General features: G+C 72.1%; 17 protein-coding genes and 1 pseudogene. 13 read left to right on the top strand and 5 right to left on the bottom strand.

Translation table 11 applies throughout. The features are described 5' to 3' along the window. From ABZX65_RS22750 to ABZX65_RS22740, 3 genes are all read left to right on the top strand, one after another. The coding region (locus ABZX65_RS22750; RefSeq protein ID WP_355342858.1) for a flavodoxin-dependent (E)-4-hydroxy-3-methylbut-2-enyl-diphosphate synthase at positions 1-279 on the top strand (279 nt) is incomplete at its 5' end. Between the two features lie 36 nt (positions 280-315). Continuing rightward, positions 316-2,328, top strand: a complete 2,013-nt coding sequence (dxs, locus tag ABZX65_RS22745) for a 1-deoxy-D-xylulose-5-phosphate synthase (RefSeq protein WP_355342855.1) — start codon at positions 316-318, stop codon at positions 2,326-2,328. Then, complete coding sequence (locus ABZX65_RS22740) at positions 2,315-3,769, top strand: aspartate aminotransferase family protein (protein WP_355342852.1); 1,455 nt, start codon at positions 2,315-2,317, stop codon at positions 3,767-3,769. The genes dxs and ABZX65_RS22740 overlap by 14 nt, the downstream gene beginning before the upstream one ends. 60 nt (positions 3,770-3,829) lie before the next feature. Here ABZX65_RS22740 and ABZX65_RS22735 read toward each other — a convergent pair whose 3' ends face one another. Next, positions 3,830-4,642 (bottom strand): tyrosine-protein phosphatase, encoded by an 813-nt coding sequence (locus ABZX65_RS22735; protein ID WP_355342888.1) that lies wholly within the window; start codon positions 4,640-4,642, stop codon positions 3,830-3,832. Positions 4,643-4,901: 259 nt separating this feature from the next. Between ABZX65_RS22735 and ABZX65_RS22730 the strand changes: the two genes are divergently transcribed. After that, on the top strand, positions 4,902-5,693 hold the full coding sequence (locus ABZX65_RS22730) for an SGNH/GDSL hydrolase family protein (protein WP_355342849.1): 792 nt from the start codon (positions 4,902-4,904) through the stop codon (positions 5,691-5,693). Here ABZX65_RS22730 and ABZX65_RS22725 read toward each other — a convergent pair whose 3' ends face one another. After that, entirely contained in the window at positions 5,694-6,155 is a 462-nt protein-coding gene (locus ABZX65_RS22725) for an ATP-binding protein (protein ID WP_355342846.1), read from the bottom strand. It abuts the gene before it with no gap. A 178-nt stretch (positions 6,156-6,333) separates the two neighbouring features. Here ABZX65_RS22725 and ABZX65_RS22720 point away from each other — a divergent pair, with 178 nt between their 5' ends. The 5 genes and pseudogenes from ABZX65_RS22720 to ABZX65_RS22700 all read left to right on the top strand — a co-directional run bounded on the left by ABZX65_RS22720 (position 6,334) and on the right by ABZX65_RS22700 (position 9,451). Further along, complete coding sequence (locus tag ABZX65_RS22720) at positions 6,334-7,158, top strand: helix-turn-helix transcriptional regulator (protein ID WP_355342885.1); 825 nt, start codon at positions 6,334-6,336, stop codon at positions 7,156-7,158. Between the two features lie 105 nt (positions 7,159-7,263). Then, complete coding sequence (locus ABZX65_RS22715) at positions 7,264-7,479, top strand: DUF397 domain-containing protein (RefSeq protein ID WP_355342882.1); 216 nt, start codon at positions 7,264-7,266, stop codon at positions 7,477-7,479. Between the two features lie 121 nt (positions 7,480-7,600). Beyond that, positions 7,601-8,407, top strand: coding sequence for an SAM-dependent methyltransferase (locus tag ABZX65_RS22710; protein ID WP_355342843.1), 807 nt, complete (start codon positions 7,601-7,603; stop codon positions 8,405-8,407). A 70-nt stretch (positions 8,408-8,477) separates the two neighbouring features. Beyond that, positions 8,478-9,104: pseudogene (locus ABZX65_RS22705) on the top strand (XRE family transcriptional regulator); the annotation flags it as partial. Between the two features lie 149 nt (positions 9,105-9,253). Then, complete coding sequence (locus ABZX65_RS22700) at positions 9,254-9,451, top strand: DUF6126 family protein (protein WP_355342840.1); 198 nt, start codon at positions 9,254-9,256, stop codon at positions 9,449-9,451. A gap of 76 nt (positions 9,452-9,527) precedes the next feature. Here the strand turns inward: ABZX65_RS22700 and ABZX65_RS22695 are convergent, their stop codons facing one another. After that, positions 9,528-10,562, bottom strand: a complete 1,035-nt coding sequence (locus ABZX65_RS22695; RefSeq protein WP_188279675.1) for a saccharopine dehydrogenase NADP-binding domain-containing protein — start codon at positions 10,560-10,562, stop codon at positions 9,528-9,530. Positions 10,563-10,664: 102 nt separating this feature from the next. On the opposite strand from ABZX65_RS22695, the gene ABZX65_RS22690 reads away from it, so the two are divergent. The 4 genes from ABZX65_RS22690 (at position 10,665) to ABZX65_RS22675 (ending at position 15,704) form a co-directional block, all read left to right on the top strand. Next, positions 10,665-10,925, top strand: a complete 261-nt coding sequence (locus ABZX65_RS22690; RefSeq protein WP_355342836.1) for a DUF5302 domain-containing protein — start codon at positions 10,665-10,667, stop codon at positions 10,923-10,925. A 188-nt stretch (positions 10,926-11,113) separates the two neighbouring features. Further along, positions 11,114-13,132 carry a M3 family metallopeptidase gene (locus tag ABZX65_RS22685; protein ID WP_355342833.1) on the top strand — a complete coding sequence of 673 codons (2,019 nt, stop codon included), beginning with the start codon at positions 11,114-11,116 and terminating at the stop codon, positions 13,130-13,132. A gap of 66 nt (positions 13,133-13,198) precedes the next feature. Continuing rightward, positions 13,199-14,164: a GNAT family N-acetyltransferase gene (locus ABZX65_RS22680; RefSeq protein WP_355342830.1), complete on the top strand. Its 966-nt coding sequence runs from the start codon at positions 13,199-13,201 to the stop codon at positions 14,162-14,164. A gap of 229 nt (positions 14,165-14,393) precedes the next feature. Continuing rightward, entirely contained in the window at positions 14,394-15,704 is a 1,311-nt protein-coding gene (locus ABZX65_RS22675) for an MBL fold metallo-hydrolase (RefSeq protein ID WP_355342879.1), read from the top strand. Here ABZX65_RS22675 and ABZX65_RS22670 read toward each other — a convergent pair. Then, the gene (locus tag ABZX65_RS22670; RefSeq protein ID WP_355342827.1) at positions 15,680-16,300 is read right to left on the bottom strand and encodes a GNAT family N-acetyltransferase; all 621 of its coding nucleotides are present in this window, start codon (positions 16,298-16,300) and stop codon (positions 15,680-15,682) included. The two genes, ABZX65_RS22675 and ABZX65_RS22670, sit on opposite strands and share 25 nt — an antisense overlap. Further along, positions 16,297-19,287 (bottom strand): glycoside hydrolase family 2 TIM barrel-domain containing protein, encoded by a 2,991-nt coding sequence (locus ABZX65_RS22665; protein WP_355342824.1) that lies wholly within the window; start codon positions 19,285-19,287, stop codon positions 16,297-16,299. Before ABZX65_RS22665 ends, ABZX65_RS22670 begins: the two co-directional genes overlap by 4 nt. Positions 19,288-19,583 lie beyond the last annotated feature (296 nt).

Genomic DNA, 19,583 nt, shown 5'->3' with positions numbered 1-19,583 from the left:
GACGGTATGGAGGTCCCGCTGCGGGTCGCGGTGATGGGCTGTGTCGTCAACGGTCCGGGTGAGGCCCGTGAGGCTGATCTGGGTGTGGCGTCGGGAAATGGCAAGGGTCAGATCTTCGTCAAGGGTGAGGTCATCAAGACCGTGCCGGAGTCGAAGATCGTCGAGACGCTGATCGAAGAGGCGATGAAACTCGCCGAGCAGATGGAGGCCGACGGCACCACGTCGGGTGAACCCTCCGTGACCGTCGGCGGCCAAGCCGTCGCGGGAACGGTCGGCTGAACATAGCAATCCCGGCAGGGGGAACGAGGTCCACTTATGTCGATGCTGGAGAACATCCGAAGCCCGCGCGACCTGAAGGCACTGCCCGAAGGCCGGCTCGACGAACTGGCCGCCGACATCCGGCAGTTCCTGGTCCAGGCCGTGGCCAGGACCGGCGGCCACCTGGGACCGAATCTGGGGGTGGTGGAGCTGACGATCGCGCTCCACCGCGTCTTCGACTCGCCCGCCGACCGGATCCTGTGGGACACCGGCCACCAGTCCTACGTCCACAAACTGCTCACCGGCCGCCAGGACTTCTCCAAACTGCGCAGCAAGGGCGGCCTGTCCGGCTACCCCCGTCGCGCCGAGTCCGAGCACGACGTGATCGAGAACAGCCACGCCTCCACCGTCCTCGGCTGGGCCGACGGCCTCGCCAAGGCCAACCAGGTCAAGGGCGGCGACGACCATGTGGTCGCCGTCATCGGCGACGGCGCGCTCACCGGCGGCATGGCCTGGGAGGCGCTGAACAACATCGCCGCGGGCCGGGACCGCCCGCTGATCATCGTCGTCAACGACAACGAGCGGTCGTACGCCCCGACCATCGGCGGTCTGGCCAACCACCTCACCACGCTGCGCACCACCGACGGCTACGAACGCTTCCTGTCCTGGGGCAAGAGCGTCCTCCAGCAGACCCCGGTCATCGGGCAGCCGCTCTACGAGTCGCTGCACGGCGCGAAGAAGGGCTTCAAGGACTCCTTCGCCCCGCAGGGCATGTTCGAGGACCTGGGCCTGAAGTACGTCGGCCCGATCGACGGCCACGACATCGCCGCCGTCGAGACCGCGCTGCGCCGCGCCAAGCGGTTCAGCGGCCCGGTGCTGGTGCACTGCCTCACCGAGAAGGGCCGCGGCTACCCGGCCGCCGAGCAGGACGAGGCGGACCGCTTCCACACCGTCGGCGCGATCAACCCGCTCACCGGCCGCCCGCTCGCCCCGGTCGGCGGTCCGTCGTGGACCTCCGTCTTCGGCAAGGAGATGGTCCGGGTCGGCGCCGAGCGGCCCGACGTCGTGGCGATCACCGCGGCCATGCTGCAACCGGTCGGACTCGAAGCCTTCGCGAAGGCGTACCCGCACCGGGTCTACGACGTCGGCATCGCCGAACAGCACGCCGCGACCTCGGCCGCGGGCCTGGCCACCGGCGGACTGCACCCGGTGGTCGCGGTCTACGCGACCTTCCTCAACCGCGCCTTCGACCAGGTCCTGATGGACGTGGCCCTGCACAAGTGCGGAGTCACCTTCGTCCTCGACCGGGCCGGGGTGACCGGGGTCGACGGCGCCTCGCACAACGGCATGTGGGACATGTCGATCCTCCAGGTCGTGCCGGGGCTGCGGATCGCCGCGCCGCGCGACGCCGACCAACTGCGGGCCCAACTGCGCGAAGCCCTCGACGTGGACGACGCGCCCACCGTGATCCGCTTCCCGAAGGAGACCGTCGGCGAGCCGCTGCCCGCCGTCGACCGGGTCGGCGGCATGGACGTGCTGCACCGGCCGTCCGAGGGCGAGACGTCCGACGTGCTGCTGGTCTCGGTCGGCGCGCTCGGCACCACCTGCCTGTCGGTCGCGGAGCTGCTGGCCGGCCGCGGTATCGGCGTCACCGTCGTCGACCCGCGCTGGGTCAAGCCGGTCGACCCGGCGCTGCCCGAACTGGCCGCGCGCCACCGCATGGTGGCCGTCGTGGAGGACAACGGCCGCGCGGGCGGAGTCGGTTCGACCGTCGCGCAGGCGCTGCGCGACGCGGGCGTGGACGTGCCGCTGCGCGACTTCGGCATCCCGCAGCAGTTCCTCGCGCACGCCAAGCGCGCCGAGGTGCTGGCCGACATCGGACTGACCCCCGCCGAGATCGCGGGCCGGATCGGCGCGGCCCTGACCCGTATCGACACCCGTACCGGCACCCGGAACGGCGGCGCGCGTACGGTGACGGTCGGGGAACCGGCCGGGGCCGCGGACGACACCGCGCGGGAGGCCGTACCCATTCACGTACGCAAGGAGCAGGTGAGCGATGACATCGTCTGAGAGCAGCGTGGGCGAAGGGCCCGCCCCGCAGGCCGGCGGCGGCGAAGTGCCCGGCCCGGCCAAGGGGTTCGACCTGGCGACGCTGCTCGCCGAGCGCGGCGGCGAGCGCTACGACCTGCACGCCAAGCACCTGAACCACCAGCTTCCGCGGATGCTGCACACCATCGGCTTCGACAAGGTCTACGAGCGGGCCGAGGGCGCGCATTTCTGGGACGCCGACGGCAACGACTACCTGGACATGCTCGCCGGATTCGGCGTGATGGGCGTCGGACGCCACCACCCGGTGGTCCGCAAGGCGCTGCACGACGTGCTCGACGCGGGGCTCGCGGACCTGACCCGCTTCGACTGCCAGCCGCTGCCCGGCCTGCTGGCCGAGAAGCTGCTCGCCCACTCGCCGCACCTGGACCGGGTGTTCTTCGGCAACAGCGGCACCGAGGCCGTCGAGACCGCGCTGAAATTCGCCCGGTACGCCACCGGCAAGACGCGCGTCCTGTACTGCAAGCACTCCTTCCACGGGCTGACCACCGGGTCGCTGTCCGTCAACGGCGAGGCCGGATTCCAGGACGGCTTCGCACCGCTGCTGCCCGACACCCCGATCGAGGTGGGCGATCTCGAAGCGCTCGCACGGGAGTTGAAGCGCGGCGACGTGGCCGCGATGATCATCGAGCCGATCCAGGGCCACGGCGTCTACATCCCGCCGCCCGGATACCTGCGCGCCGCCCAGGAGTTGCTGCACAAGCACAAGGCGCTGCTCATCTGCGACGAGGTGCAGACCGGCATCGGCCGCACCGGCACCTTCTACGCCTACCAGCAGGAGGAGGGCGTCGAGCCCGACCTGCTGACCGTCGCCAAGACGCTCTCCGGCGGATACGTGCCGGTCGGCGCCACGCTCGGCAAGGACTGGATCTTCAAGAAGGTCTACTCCTCCATGGACCGGGTCCTGGTGCACTCCGCCAGCTTCGGGTCCAACGCCCAGGCGATGGCGGCGGGACTGGCCACGCTGTCGGTGGTGGAGGACGAGCGGCTGGTCGAGAACTCCCGGCTGATGGGCGACCTGCTGCGCACCCGGCTGGCCGCGCTCACCGACCAGTACGAGTTCCTGAAGGACGTCCGCGGTCGCGGCCTGATGGTCGGCATCGAATTCGGCCGCCCCAAGTCGCTCGGCCTGCGCAGCCGTTGGACGATGCTCCAGGCCGCCCGCAAGGGGCTCTTCGCGCAGATGGTCGTGGTGCCGCTGCTCCAGCGGCACCACATCCTCACCCAGGTCTCCGGCGACCACGTCGAGGTCATCAAGCTGATCCCGCCGCTGGTCGTGAACGAGGCGGACGTCGACCGCTTCGTGACGGCCTTCACCGCCGTCATGGACGACGCGCACGGCGGGGGCGGCCTGATGTGGGACTTCGGCCGCACGCTGGTCAAGCAGGCGGTCGCCAACCGCTGAGGCGCACCGCCGGGACACGGACGGGGGCCCGTACGCCGCGCGTACGGGCCCCCGGGGGTCTCAGTCCGTCAGCAGCACGTCCCGCAGCCGCTCGCGCCGCTCCTTCGTCAGGCCCAGGCCCTCCTCCAGATAGCGGTCGACCGAGCCCCACTCCTCGTCGATGGTCTCGAAGGCGGCCCGCAGGTACTCCGCCCGCGCCTCGAAGAGCGGGTCGAGCAGCGCCATCACCGCCGGGTCGATCTCGGAGCCGGTGCTGCCGTCGCCGCGGCGCACCCGGTAGCGGCGGTGCGGCGCGTTGCTCTCCAGGTAGTCCGCCTCGATGGCGGCGCGCTCGACGCCCAGCGCCAGCAGGATGATCGCGATCGACGTACCCGCGCGGTCCTTGCCCGCGGCGCAGTGCAGCAGCGCGGGGACGGCCGGGTCGGCGGGCTCGGTGAGCAGTTCGAGCATCCGGGCGTGCTCCGCGGTGCGCTCGCGGATCAACGTGCGGTAGGACTGCGCCATCCGCTCCGCGGCGCGCCCCTCGCCCAGCACCTCCTCCAGCGCGGCCAGGTCGCCGTTGCGGACGGTGTGCCAGAAACCGGCGTTGTTGTTGTTCGCCGGGTCGCTGAGCGGGAGGTTCACATTGACGGTGCCCGGCAGATCGACGTCCGGGCCCTCGACGCGGATGTCGTCCCGGTTGCGGAAGTCGAAGATCGTGTGCAGGCTGAGCCCGGTGAGGAACGCGATGGCGTCGGCGTCGGCGTGCGCGAGGTGACCGCTGCGGAACAGCACGCCCGGCCGTACCCGGCGCCCGTCCGTCGTGGGCAGACCCCCGACGTCCCGGAAATTCCGCACACCGGTCAGTTCGGGCTCTGACAGCGCCTCGGCTATCGGCTCGGATCCGGTCGGGTCGGTCCGCGGCAATTCCTGCGTCACCGGTGATCCTCCTACCTCTCATACGTCGCGACCTGGGGCACTGCCGACGATACGGCAGCGCGGAGCACCACGTACCGAACGGTATGTGTCCGGTGCGCCGTCACCCTGCGGCGTATTCCTTCCTGGCGGCTTTGACCTGGTGGGATGAATCACGTCGCGTCAACCCCTCCTTACGGTCGCGTAAGTCACACCCGGAGGAGAAAGATGGTCCGACGTGGCTGACGATTCGCAAACAGACGACAACGGTGCGATCGGGTCGTACACCGCGGTGGGGGACAGCTTCACCGAAGGCGTCGGCGACCCCGGTCCTGACGGTATGTACGTGGGCTGGGCGGACCGCCTGGCCGTACTCCTCGCCGACCGGCGCGAGGAACACACCTTCCGCTACGCCAATCTCGCGGTCCGCGGCCGGCTGCTCGACCAGATCGTGGCCGAGCAGGTGCCGCGCGCCAAGGAACTCGCTCCCGACCTGGTGACCTTCTGCGCCGGGGGCAACGACATCCTGCGCCCCGGCGGTGACCCCGACGCCATCGCCGAGCGCTTCGAGGCCGCCGTCGCCGATCTCAGCGGCGCCGTCGGCACGGTGCTGGTCTGTACGGGCTTCGACACCCGCGACGTACCCGTGCTGCGGCACCTGCGCGGCAAGATCGCCACGTACACCGCGCATGTCAGGTCCATCGCCGACCGCTACGACTGTCCGGTGCTCGACCTGTGGTCGCTGCGTTCGGTGCAGGACCGCAGGGCCTGGAGCGACGACCGGCTCCACCTGTCGCCCGAGGGGCACACCAGGGTCGCGCTGCGCGCCGCGCAGGTGCTCGGCCTCGACGTGCCCGCCGACCCTGACCAGGCGTGGCCGCCGCTGTCCCAGCGGCCGGCCTCCGCGGTGCGCAAGGACAACATCCAGTGGGCCAGGGAGTATCTGGTGCCGTGGATCGGACGGCGGCTGCGCGGGGAGTCCTCCGGCGACGACGTCGAGCCGAAGCGGCCCGATCTGCTGCCGCTGTAGCTAACACGAGGGCGCGGGGTGTACGGCCAGTTCGGCCCACACCACGCGCCCTGTCCCGTCTTCCGCGGGTTCCGATCCCCAGGCCGTCGCCAGCACGCTCACCAGGAGCAGTCCGCGACCGCCCTCCTCGTCCGCGCCCGCGTCGCACGGTTCGGGCCTGCTGGAGCCCCGGCCCTGGTCGGTCACTTCCAGCCGTATCACCGCGCCGCGCTGGTGCACGACGCAGGTGATCTTCTCGCTGTCGGTGTGCCGCACCGCGTTGGTGAACAGTTCGGTCACCACCAGGCTCGCGTCGTCCACCAGTTCGGGGCACACGTTCCACTCGCTCAGCCGGTCGCGTATCCGGCCCCGGGCGTCGGCCACCGAAGCGCTCTGCGCGGGCAGCCGAAAGACGTCGTGGCGGCCACAGCCGCCACCGGTGTCATGGCGCTCGCGTCGGAGAGCGTTGGGTGAAGGAACCACTCCGTAACTATGGGGCTCGTGCCGGACACATGGCAAGGTCCGTTCTGTAATTTGCAAATTCAACAGAACACGCTGTCGCTGACGCTGACGACATGCCACACTGCTTATCAGTCAAGGGAGTTGGGGGTTGAGCCACGTGATGGACCCGCGGCCGGGCGGCGCTCCGACCGTCCTGCGCATGGTGCTCGGCAAGCGACTCCAGGACCTCCGCGAGCGGGCCGGGCTCAGCTTCGAACAGGCCGGGCAGGCCCTCGATGTCACCCACGCCACGATCCGGCGGATGGAAAAGGCCGAAGTCGGGCTGAAGATCCCCTATGTCGAAAAACTCCTGATCACCTACGGAATCACCACTCCCGAGGAGATCGGCGGCTTCCTGGCCCTGGCCCGCGAGGCCAACCGGCCCGGCTGGTGGCACAGCTTCCGCGACGTCCTGCCGGACTGGTTCAGCGCCTTCGTCAGCCTGGAGGGCGAGGCCACCGTCATCCGCGCCTACGAGCCGCACTACGTGCCCGGCCTGCTCCAGACCCCCGCGTACGCGCGCGCCGTACTACGCGCGGGGATGCCGCACGCGGCGGCCGAGGAGATAGACCGCCTGGTCGAACTGCGCGTCGAGCGCCAGACGCTGGTCCGCAAGCACGAGGCCCCGCTGCTGTGGGTCGTCATGGACGAGACCGTGCTGCGCCGCCCCATCGGCGGCCGGCGGGTGATGCGCGAGCAGATCGACGCCCTCGCCGAGGCGACCGAGCTGCCGAACGTACGCCTCCAGGTCATCCCGTTCGCCTCCGGCCCGCACCCCGCCATGTACGGGCCCTTCCACATCTTCCGGTTCCAGCTCCAGGAGATCCCGGACATCGCCTACGCGGAGAGCCTGGTGGGCGGCGTCTACTTCGACGAGCGGGACGACGTGTCCACCTTCCTGGAGGCACTCGACCGGATGTGCGCGCAGGCCGCGCCGGCACAGAGCACCAAGGCCATCCTCGATGGCATGCGCAAGGAGATCTGAACCATGGATCGCGTCAGCAACGACGGCGTGTACGGGTACGGCGACATCTACGACACCGTGCACGACGCCGCCCACGGCAGACATCACGACGGCATCTACAACGGAATGCCCGCCACCGAACTCGGTCCCGACGGGTGGCGCAAACCCTGGAGCGGCGGCAACGGCGGCTCCTGCGTGGAAGCGAAACGGCTGAACGACGGACGGGTGGCGCTGCGCCAGTCGACCGACCCCGACGGTCCGGCGCTGATCTACACCAATCACGAGATCACCACCTTCATCCAGGGCGCCAAGGCCGGCGAAGCGGATTTCCTCCTCGGATGAGCACCACGCACGAAGGACCGCGTGTCCCCGACGCGCGAAGCGCCGCGTCCGACGCGGGACGCACCACGTATGACGCACAGAGCACAGCGGCACAGCAGAAGCGAAGGAAGCGGAGGACGGCGTGACCGACCAGGGATTCCCCGTCGACGAGATAGACACCAGCAAACCGCATCCGGCCCGTATGTACGACTACTTCCTCGGTGGTTGGGACAACTACGAGGTGGACCGGGAAGCCGCTCAGCGTGTCCTCGACGTCGCCCCGGACGTGGTCCTGGGCGCCCGCGCCAACCGCGCGTTCCTGAGCAGAGCCGTCCGCCACCTGGTGGAGGGCGGAATCCGGCAGATCATCGACATCGGCACCGGCATACCCACCTCGCCGAACACCCACGAGGTCGCGCACTCGGTCTCGCCCGACGTCCGGATCGCCTACATCGACAACGACCCGATCGTGGCCACCCACGCCGGGGCGCGCCTGATCGGCACCGGCAACACCGGCTTCTTCCTCGGGGACATGCGCGATCCGCGCACGATCCTGGAGCACCCCACCATCAGCGAGCTGATCGACTTCGACGAGCCGGTCGCGCTGCTGCTGGTGTCGGTGCTGCACTTCGTCACCGACGCCGAGGATCCGGCGGGCATGCTCGGCACGCTGCGCGAGGCGCTGCCGGCCGGCAGCTACCTGGTGCTCTCGCACGCCACCGCGGACTTCCACACCGACGTGGCGCCCGAGGTGATGGAGGTCTACAAGAAGGCCACCGCCTCGCTGACCGCCCGCAGCCACGCCGACGTGCTCGCCTTCTTCGACGGGTACGACCTCATCGAGCCCGGTCTGGTCCAGGTCCCGCTCTGGCACCCGGAGGGCCCGGAGCTCAAGCCCGCCGAGCTGCGCAAGATCGGGGTCTACGGGGGTATCGGCTGCAAGCGCTGATCACCGCGGGTTTTTGCCTCTGAGGTAACTCGTTTGCCTGAGAGGCAAGCCGTGCTGTTCCATGGAAGGCATGGACGCCACCCACGGCACGGACATCCTCGACTCCGTGGACAGTGCGCCACCCCCGGGTGCGCTGTCCACGGACCATCTCGTCCTCGCGCCCCGCCTGCGGGACCGGCGACGCGCCAGCGGCCTCACCCTGGAGACCGCCGCCCGACGGCTTGAGCTGTCCGCGGCCCATCTGTCCCGGCTGGAGTCCGGCCTGCGCCAGCCCTCGCTGCCGGTCCTGCTCGGCCTGGCCCGGCTCTACGGCACCACCGTCTCCGACCTGCTGGGCGAGACGGAGGCCGAGCCGGATCCCATCGTACGCGGCGACCGTATGACGGCCGTGCCCGCGGGCGGCTGGACGTACTGGCGGGCGGGCGGCACCGGCCGCGCGATGCAGGCCCTGCGCGTGCACATACCCTCGGGCGCCCAGCGCGCGCTCGTCCGCGTCCACCCCGGCGAGGAGTGGCTGTACGTGACCGGGGGCACGCTGCTGCTCAGCCTCGGCGACCGCGGCCACACCCTGGGTGCGGGGGATTCCGCGCACTTCGACTCGCTGGTGCCGCACCGGCTGGAGGCGGCGGACGCCGGGGGAGTGGACCTGCTGTTCGTCCACACCCTCATGCAGAGCGAGACCTCCGCCCTGTGCGTCAGCCCGCAGGACGCCGCCGCGGGCCCCGCGCCCGCCGACGCCCCGCGCACCGGTACCGGCCGCGCCGACCCCACGCGCGGCGCCCACCAGGACCGTACGGATCAGCCCCGCGCACGCGCCCGGGGCGACGAGACCAGAGGAGCCCGGCGATGAGCGGCCAGAACCCGGCACCCGCCCCGACCCCCGAGCAGGTGCCCCCGCCCCGCTCGCTCGTGGTCGGCACCACCAACGGCAGCGAGAAGCGCAAGGAACGCGGCGTCGTCCTGCGCGTCCTGGTCTACGTCGTGGTCGCCCACGCCCTGGCCTTCTTCATCTGGCTGCTGTTCCTGGTCGGCAACCGCGGCTGAGCGGCCCCTGCGGGGTGGGACCGCCCGCCGCGTCAGGACACCGCGCCGCGTCAGGACACCGCGTCCGGCGCCGCGCTCAGCCCAGCGCCTCCACCGTGACCGTCACCCCGTCCAGCGTGCCCGCGTAGTCCGCGCCCAGCGCCAGCGACGGCGTCTGGAAGCCGGTCGGCAGCCCCGGCAGCCGCCCGATGATGCGCAGCACGGAATCGGCCGTCATACCGTACGGGCCGGGGCCGGTGAGGGTCGCGGTCACCGTGTTGCCGGCCGCGTCGCGGGCGCGGCCCCACACCTCGCTGCGGCTCCCGCTCAGGGCGCGCTCGCCGGGACCGCGCACCAGCTTGCCGACCACGCCCGCCAGCGCCCCGCGCAGCGGCCCGACCCGCAGCAGCCTGCTCGCGGCGAGCGCGGGCGTCGGCACGGGCACATAGGTGTACGTGGTCACGTCGGGAATGCCCGTCGAGTAGTAGGCGGTGCTGACATCGCCCCACGGGATCGACACGACCTTGCGGGTGCCGGAAGGGAAGGCAGCCTGCACCTGTCGGGAGCCGACCGGCACCGTACGGATCTCGCCGCCGGTACGGATCCTGCCGCCCACGCCCATCCCTTCGAGCGCGGTCCGCGCGGTACCGGGACTCGCCCCGCCGCCGATCAGGAAGGCGAGGTCGAGCTGGGTCGCGTCCGGCAGCCGGGCGGCGAGCAGCGCGGCGACGCAGTCGGTCGGCACCACGTCGAAGCCCGCGCCGGGCAGCAGGGTGATCCCGGCCTTCTCCGCGCGCGCGTCGAGCGCGTGCAGCGACTCGAAGACGTCGATCTCACCGGTGATGTCCACATAGTGGGTACCGGAGTCGAGACAGGCGGTCGCCATCGGCAGCGCGGTGCGCGCGAAGGGGCCCGCGCAGTGCGCCACCGTCTCCACGCCGTCCAGTCCATGGCGTATCGCGGCCGGGTCACCGAGACCGAACACCCGGTGTTCCAGGCCCAGTTCGGCGGCCAGCGGCACCAGTTTCGCGGCGTTGCGACCGGCCAGCACAGGGCGCTGTCCCAGTGCTGCGGCGCGGCGGGCGATCAAGCGGCCGGTGTAGCCGGTGGCGCCGTACAACAGCCAGGTCATCAGTCTGATCCTCCCCGGAAGTGGTGAACGGAACCGTACACGCGCCGTGTGCCCCGGCGATATCGGGTGGGCCCACGCCGTCCGGCATGCGACTCTGGTGGCATGACCGACCAAGAGCAGGAGGCCACCGTGGCCGCTGAAGCAGCACCGCAGGACGCCGCGGCGGAACCGGAGACCGATTCGGACGCCGAGGCGCAGGCGCCGGACGAGGACGAGGTGAAGCGGAAGTTCCGCGAGGCACTGGAGCGCAAGCAGAGCGCGCGCAAGGGATCCGCCTCGGGCGGCAACAACCAGTCCAAGATCCATGGCGCGCACGGCAAGGCCGGAGGACAGCGGGAATTCCGTCGCAAGAGTGGCGGCTGACACCGGGAACGTAGCCGCACGGCACCGCAGTCCCACCGTCGTACCGGCAGCACATCACCGTCCCACCGCCGTACCGGCATCACATCGGCGCCCGCACAGGTCAGTGACCTGTGCGGGCGCTTTTCACGATCCGCGCGAGCGCTCGTCACGGCCTGACGGCGGGCAGGGCGCCGCGTAGGGTCGACGGGGTGACGACGAATCCGTTCCTCAGCCCGAGTCCGCTGCCGTACGAGCTGCCGCCGTTCGCCGACATCAGGGACGAGCACTACCTGCCCGCCTTCGAGCAGGGCCTGGCGGAGCACCTCGCGGAGGTCGAGGCCATCGCGGCCGACCCGGAGCCCGCGACCTTCGAGAACACCCTCGTCGCGCTGGAGCGTTCGGGCGCGCTGCTCGCCCGGGTGAGCGCCGCCTTCTTCAACCAGGCGTCCGCGCACATCACCCCCGCCGTGCAGGAGACCGAGTCGCGGATCAGCCCGCTGCTCGCCGCGCACAACGACGCCGTCCGCCTCAACCCCGGCCTCTACGCCCGGATCACGTCGCTGTACGACACCCGCGACTCCCTCGGCCTCGACGCCGAGTCGCTGCGCCTGCTGGAGCGCTACCGCACCGCCTTCCAGCGCTCAGGCGCGGAGCTGGACGCGGACGGCCAGCGACGGCTGCGCGAGCTGAACGCCGAGATCGCCGCCGCCTCCACCGCCTTCGGCCAGAACATCGTCGCCGCCAGCAAGGCCGCCGCCCTCGTCCTCGACGACCCCGCCCAGCTCTCCGGCCTGTCCGCGGGCGCGATCGCCGCCGCGGCCGAGAACGGCACCGCGCTCGGCCACGACGGCTCCTACGTACTGAGCCTGCGCAACTTCTCGAACCAGCTCGAACTCGGCTCGCTGGACGACCGCGACGTGCGCCGCCGCCTGCTCACCGCGTCCCTGAACCGCGCCCAGGACACCAACGGCCCGCTCGCCGTCACCATCGCCACCCTGCGGGCCGAACGCGCCGCGCTGCTCGGCTACCCCAGCCACGCCGCGTACGTCGTCGCCGACCGCACCGCGGGCACCCCGCAGGCCGTCACCGACCTGCTCGACCGCCTGGTGCCGCCCGCTCTGGCCAACGCCGAGCGCGAGGCGGACGCCCTCGCGGAACTGGCGGGCGGGCCCGTCGAGGCGTGGGACTGGTCGTACTACGCGGAGAAGGTCCGCAAGGAGCGCCACAACATCGACGAGGCCGCGCTGCGCCCGTACTTCGCGCTCGACAAGGTGCTGCACGACGGGGTCTTCCACGCCGCCCACGAGGTCTACGGCATCACCGTCACCGAACGCCCCGACCTGGTCGGCTACCACCCCGACGTCCGGGTCTTCGAGGTCTTCGACGCCGACGGCAGCCCCCTCGGTCTCTTCCTCGGCGACTTCTTCGCCCGCGCGTCCAAGCGCGGCGGGGCCTGGATGAATTCCCTGGTCAGCCAGTCGGAACTGCTGGGCAAGCGACCGGTGGTGGTCAACAACCACAACATCGCCAAGCCCGCGGCGGGCGAGCCCGCGCTGCTGACGTTCAGTCAGGTCGACACGCTCTTCCACGAGTTCGGGCACGCGCTGCACGGCCTGTTCTCCGCCGTCCGCTACCCGTACTTCTCCGGCACCAGCGTGCCGAGCGACTTCGTCGAATACCCCTCCCAGGTCAACGAGATGTGGTCGCTGTGGCCCTCGGTCCTGGAGCGCTACGCCGTCCACCACGAGACCGGCGAGCCGATGCCCGCCGACGTCGTCCACCGCATGCGGGACGCAGCCCGGTTCGGACAGGGCTTCACCACCGTCGAGTACCTCGCCGCCGCCCTGCTCGACTGGGCCTGGCACACCCTGCCCGCGGGCACCGACCCCGGCGACGCGCTGGCGTTCGAGGCGGCGGCGCTCAAGAAGGCGGGACTGGCCCACCCCGCGATCCCGCCGCGCTACCGGACCACGTACTTCCAGCACATCTTCGCCAGCCAGTACAGCGCGGGCTACTACTCCTACATCTGGAGCGAGGTCCTGGACGCCGACACCGTCACCTGGTTCGAGGACAACGGCGGCCTGCGCCGCGCCAACGGCGACACCTTCCGCCGCGCGCTGCTCTCCAGGGGCGGCAGCGTCGACCCGATGGCGGCCTTCGCCGCCTTCCGCGGCCGGCCGCCGCGCACCGAGCCGCTGCTGGAGCGCCGGGGGCTGCTGACGCCGTGACCGCCCCGCGCGGCCGACGCCGGAAAACGGCGTGCGCGCGCCCGGGCGCGGGGCCACCATGGGCCGATGAGCTGGACGATCACCGCGGACCTGGCCGCGTTCGAGACCGAGGCGGGACCGTTCCTGCGGGAGCGCCCGGTGGAGAATTCGGTGCCGGTCACCGTCACCGCCGCGCTGCGCCGCCGCGGGCTCGACGCGTACGGCGGGCAGCCGCCGCTGTTCGGCTGGTGGCGCCCCGAACCCGGCGCCGCGGTCGCCGCGGCCTTCCTCCGTACGCCGCCGCATCCGCCGCTGCTGACCGGCGGCCCGCCGTCCGCGGCCGGTGAGCTGGCCGAGGTCTGGCCCGGCGAGGCCCCTGGCGGGGTGCGCGGCGAGCGCGAGAGCGCCGAGGCGTTCGGCGCGGCCTGGGCCGCGAGGACCGGCGCCGAGGTCACGGTCGAGCGCGCCATGCGGCTCTACCGGCTCGGGGACCTCACCCCGCGCAGGCCCGCGCCGCCCGGCCGCGCCAGGGTCGCGGGCCCCGCCGACCGCGAGCTGCTGCTGCGCTGGCACCGCGCCTTCACCGTCGACATCGGCGAGCCGCCCGTGGACGACGAGCGGGCCATGGACGACGCCATCGCGCTCGGCGGACGCACCGTGTGGGAGCGGGACGGCGAGCCCGTCGCGATGGCCGGGAGGGCCGCCGACGCGGCGGACCCGTCGGGCACCGTCCGGGTGGTCGCCGTCTACACCCCGCCCGCGCACCGGGGCCACGGGTACGCGGGCGGCGCCACCGCGGCCGTCTCGCGCGCCGCGCTCGACGCGGGCGCCCGCGATGTCGTGCTCTTCGCCGACCTCGCCAATCCGGTCAGCAACGCGCTGTACCGGCATCTGGGGTTCCGGCCGGTCCGCGACCACGTGTCGCTGGCCTTCGGTGACGGGGATCGGGACGGGGACGGGGACGTGTCGGGCGGCGGGGCGCTGGCCGGCGGCGGGGGCGTGGAGAGCGGCGGGGCCTTGGCCGACGGCGGGAGCGGCGAACCGGGGGAGTGACGCGAAACGGCCGTCGCGGCGGCCGGGCCACCGTAAGCGGATATGACGGCAGATGTGACACCGGGGACGGGGGAGAACCGGTGAAGGCGGCCCGGCCCGGGGCCTCGGCGCCCAGGCGGGCGCGGCGGACCGCCGCATAATGGGTGGTGGCGGGACCCCGCCGCTCGTCGTCATCTGCTCTGGAGGACCCGTGACCGGCGCCGGCCGACAGCCGTCCCGCCTCGTGAAGATGCGCCCCCCGTCGTTCGGCGCGGACCCCACGGGCGCCCGGCTGGAACGCATCCTTTCCTCACCGAATTACGCGGACGGCGCCTTCGTCAACCCCGTCGGCGCCCGCAGCGTCCCCAGCGGCAGCATGTTCAAGGCGCTTCCGGCCAGTTTCCGCAAGGAGGCCAGGCAGCCGCGCAAGCCCGCGGGGCCGGTGCCCCTGCACCCCACCACGCTCGCCGACATCGCGCGCCCGCCCGCCTCCGGGCTGCGGCTGACCTGGATGGGCCACTCCACGGTGCTCGCCGAGATCGGCGGCAGGCGCGTGCTGTTCGACCCGGTGTGGGGCGAGCGCTGTTCGCCCTTCGCCTTCGCGGGCCCCAAGCGCGTGCACCCCGCGCCGGTCCCGCTGGAGTCGCTGACCGGCCTGGACGCGGTCGTCATCTCGCACGACCACTACGACCACCTGGACATGCCCTCCATCGTCGCGCTGGTCCGCAGCGACGCCGTCTTCGCGGTGCCGCTGGGCGTCGGCGCGCACCTGGAGCACTGGGGCGTACCGCCCGAGCGGCTGCGCGAGCTGGACTGGAACGAGTCCACGGAGATCGCGGGGCTCACCCTGACCGCTACCCCGGCCCGGCACTTCTGCGGACGCGGCCTGCGCGGTCGCCAGCAGACCCTGTGGGCGTCCTGGGCCGTCACCGACGGCACCCACCGCATCTACCACAGCGGCGACACCGGCTACTTCCCCGGCTTCGCGGACATCGGCGCGCAGCACGGCCCGTTCGACGCCACGATGATCCAGATCGGCGCCTACAGCGAGTACTGGCCCGACATCCACATGACCCCGGCCGAGGGGCTGCTGGCGCACAGCGACCTGTCGGGCGGCACGCCCGCGGGCACGATGCTGCCGATCCACTGGGCCACCTTCAACCTGGCCATGCACTCCTGGGCGGTGCCCGCCGAGGGCAGCGTCGCCGCCGCGCGCGAGACCGGGGCGAAGATCGCCACCCCGCGGCCCGGCGCGCCCTTCGAGCCCGCCGACGAACAGCCCGAGGACTGGTGGTGGCGGGCCGTCGCCATGCCGCCCGCGGGCGGCTGGCCCGAGCGGCCGGAGCACGCGGAGGGGACCGAGCGGATCAACGCACCGGACGGGTCGGAGACCGCCGAGGCTCCCGAGGCCGCCGGAAGCGTGGACGGGGACGCGGCGGCCGAGTCCGGGTCCGAGTCCGCTTCCGGCTCCGAGTCCGGGTCCGAGTCCGCTTCCGGCTCCGATTCCGAGGACGCCGGTCGTACGGACAGCGGCGACTACGAGGTGGCGCGGCCCAAGTAGGTCAGCTCCCCGGCGTCCGGCACCGCGATCTCGTGGAAGCCGAGCCGGTCGTAGAAGGCCCGCGCGGGAGCGTTGGCGGTGAGCATCCCCAGATGCACCGCCGATACGCCCCTGGCGGCCAGGGCGCCGAGGAACGCCTCCATCAACGCCCGCCCGTGGCCGCCGCGTTGGAAGTCCGGCAGCACATCGATGTGCAGATGCGCCGGATACGCGGCCAACTCCGGCTGCTGCGCCATCCGTTCCGGGTGGTGCAGCAGCACGGCCATCGTCTCGCTCGGCGTCCCCGGCTCCCCGGCCGGCTCGGGGAAGCGGTCCGCGACCGTCGGCAGCCACTCGTCGCGGAAGCGCTCGACGAAGGCCGCCGTGTCACCGGTGCCCAGCACGTAACCGACCGCCCGGCCGTGCCCGTCGTCCAGCACGAAGGCCGCCTCCGGCTCCAGCACGGCGTACGGCGCCGCGAAGATCGCCCCCAGCAGCTCGTGGTCCCGCTCCGGATACCGCGCGCTCGCGTCCCCGCCCGCGTCAGCCGTGCGCAGGCAGATGTCGTACAGCGCGGGCAGGTCCTCCGGCTCGAACGGGCGTATCGCGGTGGTCACTCGGTCTCCAGAAGCGGGAGGTCCGCGGGCTCCTCGGGGTCCGCGGCGGCGGGCAGGCTCATGAAGGTGAACGCGAAGGCGGCGGGCGCCGCGCGCAGTTGGTGCCGGGGGAGTACGTCGGGGCCGCAGGCCGCGCTGCCCATGCCGTGCAGCGCGTGGTCGAGGTGCACCCACAGCACCTCGGAACGCGTCAACTCGTGGGTGTGCGTGGCCCGGTCGAGTTCCCCGGTGCTCCACGGACGGGCGGTGAACCAGAACGGCGGCTCGCCCTCCACGTGCAGCCCGGTGCCGTCCGCGCGGCGCAGCCGCGCCCACCGCACGTCCGCGCGTGCGCCGTTCTCCTGCGGGCGTACGTACGGCGTCTGGAGCCCGTCCACGGTGCCGGTGTACCGGCCGATCCGGGACGCGGCGCGCGTGTCGGGGTACGCCTCGCCTGGGCCGCCGCCGTACCACTCGACGCGGTCCAGGGTCTGGCACAGGCCGAGCCGTACCCCGAGCCGGGGGAGCGGCAGCGTCCAGTCGCCCTCGGGCGTGACCTCGACGCCCAGGCGCAGCCGGTCCCCGGTGGCCGTCCAGGTGTAGACGGTACGCAGCGCCAGGTCGGAGGAGGCCGGGGCGACCCGGGTGGTGACGGTGAGCGCGTCACCGCCGACGGCCACGGAGACGATCCGGTGCCGCATCCGGTCGAGGCCCAACTCTCGCCACAGCCGGTCCAGTTGCCCCTCGGGATTCCAGTCCGCGCCGCGGTCGTTGTCGGTCGGGGCACGCCACACGTCCAGCACGGGTCCGGTGACCGCCGCGCCCTCCAGATAGCGCAGCGTGCCGTCCGCCGCGTCGAAGACGCCGGGGCCCAGCACGATCAGACCGCCCTCGGCGAGCCGCGGGGAGTGCGGATCGCCGGCGTGCGCGGTGGCCGCGTCCGCCGGCGCGGGGGCCGCGAACTGCGTCCACGCCACCTCGTGACCCGACGGCGCCCACGCGGTGTCCTCGGCGAGCACCGCCCGCACCGTCCACCACCCCTCGCCGCGGCCCACCGTCCGCGCCGCCCGCGGCAGTTCGAGCACCGCGCTCTGCCCGGGGCCGAGCGACGGCACCTCGAACCGGCCCGCGTCGCTCCGCGCGCCCGCCACCTCGTACGACCAGCGGAACGCCAGATACGACAGGTCGGTGAAGTCGTGCAGATTGGTCACCGTGACCGTGCCGCGCTCCGCGTCGCCCTCGATCCTCACCGGCTCGACGACCTTCTTGTACTCGGTCAGCCCCGGTGACGGCGTGCGGTCGGGGAAGACCAGCCCGTCGCAGACGAAATTCCCGTCGTGCATCTCCTCGCCGAAGTCGCCCCCGTAGGCGAAGTACGACGTCCCGTCCGCGGTGCGCTGCCGCAGCCCGTGGTCGATCCACTCCCAGACGAAGCCGCCCTGGCAGCGCTCGTACGCCTCGAACAGCCGCTGGTACTCACTGAGCCCGCCGGGTCCGTTGCCCATCGCGTGCGCGTACTCGCAGAGAATGAGGGGCAGTTCGCGCCGGTGCTTGTCCAACTCCGCGTCCGCCAGCGGCGGTTCCTCGCGGCGGCCGATCAACTCGGTCTCGGCGTGGTTGGCGTACATCCGGGAGTAGACGTCGGTGTCGGCGCAGCTGAGGTCGCCCTCGTAGTGGACCGGCCGGGCCGGGTCACGGCGCCTGATCCAGTCCGCCATCGCGGAGAGCCCGGCGCCCGTGCCGCACTCGTTGCCCAGCGACCACATCACCACCGACGGATGGTTCTTGTCCCGCTCCACCATCCGCGCGGCCCGGTCCAGCAGCGCGGGCGTCCACCGCTCGTCGGCGACCGGGTTGCCGCGCCAGCCGACCACCTCGAAACCGTGCGTCTCCAGATCGCACTCGTCCATCACCCACATTCCCAGCTCGTCGCACAGATCGAGGAAGGCCGGATGCGGCGGATAGTGGCTGGTGCGGACCGCGTTGATGTTGTGACGCTTCATCAGCAGCAGGTCGCGGCGCATCGTCTCGCCGTCCACCACCCGGCCGTGGTCGGGGTCGAACTCGTGCCGGTTCACCCCGCGCAGCAGAATCCGGCGGCCGTTGACCTTCAGCACACCGTCCTCCACCGCGACGGTCCTGAAGCCGATCCGCAGCGGTATCCGCTCGCCCTCGGTCGCCAACTCCGCGTCGTACAGCCGCGGTACCTCCGCCGACCACGGCTCCACCGGCACCGTCACCTCCTCACCGGTCGCCAGGTCGAGCCCCAACTCCGGTACGGTCACCGTCCCGCCCGGCTCGCAGTCCACCCGCAGCGTGCCCGTGCCGCTCGCGTGGTCGTAGCCGCAGTGCACGAAGAAGTCGGTCACCGCGCCCTCGGGCCGCTCGATCAGCGTCACATCGCGGAAGATGCCGGGCAGCCACCACTGGTCCTGGTCCTCCAAGTAGCTTCCGGACGACCACTGATGGACCCGTACCGCCAGCACATTGCCGCGCGGGCGCAGCAGTTCGCCGACCTCGAACTCCACCGGCAGCCTGCTGCCCTTGAAGGTCCCCAGCTCCTGCCCGTTCAGCCACACCCGCGCGCACGAGTCGACGCCGTCGAAACGCACCACCGCCGCGCCGCCCGGCCAGTCGTCCGGCAGGTCGAAGGCGCGCAGATGGTCACCGGTCGGATTCTCCGTCGGCACGTGCGGCGGGTCGACCGGGAACGGGAAACGGACGTCGGTGTACGCGGGCCGCCCGTACTCGTGCTCATGGGTGTGCCCCTGGAGCGGCCAGTGCGACGGCACCGTCACCGCGCCCCAGCGCGTCGCGTCGAACCCCGGCTGGGCGAAGGAGTCGTCCTCCGCGTCCGCCGTCGCCGACAGCCGGAAGCGCCAGGCGCCGCCGAGATTCACCCGCCGCGCGTCCGACACCGCCCACCACGCGCGCGGCGCGAGCGCGCCGGTGCCGGGCGACACATCCTCGTAGTACGGAACTACCCCGGACTGTGACGCGTCGCGCATCGTGCTGCTCCTCATGAGGATGCTGGTGGTGTGCCCGCTGTATCGCATGCGGCTGTACGGGTATGGGGCGGTATCGGGCTGTACGGCCGCCAGGCTCCGCGGCCCCCAACGGCGTTGGGACATGCCGGTGGCCTGGTCGGTCACGGATGATTCTCCTGAGGTGAGGGCCCGCGTGGCTAGGGCCTGTCCGGGGGAGCGGGTCGGCTCCGCGCCGGGCGCGGCGGTGACGTACTGCCGTCCGCCGTAAGGGAGTTGGCGGTACCTGCCGATTTGACCGGCGTACGGCGGCGCTGGGA

Origin of the sequence: Streptomyces sp. NPDC003300, assembly GCF_040610915.1 — a bacterium.
Classification (GTDB): domain Bacteria; phylum Actinomycetota; class Actinomycetes; order Streptomycetales; family Streptomycetaceae; genus Actinacidiphila.
Note: the sequence above shows the minus strand (reverse complement) of the source record. Positions and strands in the feature narration are given on the sequence as shown.

What these genes read in the sequence shown, in the direction of transcription:
- ABZX65_RS22740 (WP_355342852.1), top strand. Translation starts at nt 2,315, where the DNA reads ATGACATCGTCTGAGAGCAGCGTGGGCGAAGGGCCCGCCCCGCAGGCC.
- ABZX65_RS22675 (WP_355342879.1), top strand. Translation starts at nt 14,394, where the DNA reads ATGCGCCCCCCGTCGTTCGGCGCGGACCCCACGGGCGCCCGGCTGGAA.
- ABZX65_RS22700 (WP_355342840.1), top strand. Translation starts at nt 9,254, where the DNA reads ATGAGCGGCCAGAACCCGGCACCCGCCCCGACCCCCGAGCAGGTGCCC.
- ABZX65_RS22680 (WP_355342830.1), top strand. Translation starts at nt 13,199, where the DNA reads ATGAGCTGGACGATCACCGCGGACCTGGCCGCGTTCGAGACCGAGGCG.
- ABZX65_RS22665 (WP_355342824.1), bottom strand. Translation starts at nt 19,287, where the DNA reads ATGCGCGACGCGTCACAGTCCGGGGTAGTTCCGTACTACGAGGATGTG.
- ABZX65_RS22715 (WP_355342882.1), top strand. Translation starts at nt 7,264, where the DNA reads ATGCCCGCCACCGAACTCGGTCCCGACGGGTGGCGCAAACCCTGGAGC.
- ABZX65_RS22695 (WP_188279675.1), bottom strand. Translation starts at nt 10,562, where the DNA reads ATGACCTGGCTGTTGTACGGCGCCACCGGCTACACCGGCCGCTTGATC.
- dxs (WP_355342855.1), top strand. Translation starts at nt 316, where the DNA reads ATGTCGATGCTGGAGAACATCCGAAGCCCGCGCGACCTGAAGGCACTG.
- ABZX65_RS22690 (WP_355342836.1), top strand. Translation starts at nt 10,665, where the DNA reads ATGACCGACCAAGAGCAGGAGGCCACCGTGGCCGCTGAAGCAGCACCG.
- ABZX65_RS22720 (WP_355342885.1), top strand. Translation starts at nt 6,334, where the DNA reads ATGGTGCTCGGCAAGCGACTCCAGGACCTCCGCGAGCGGGCCGGGCTC.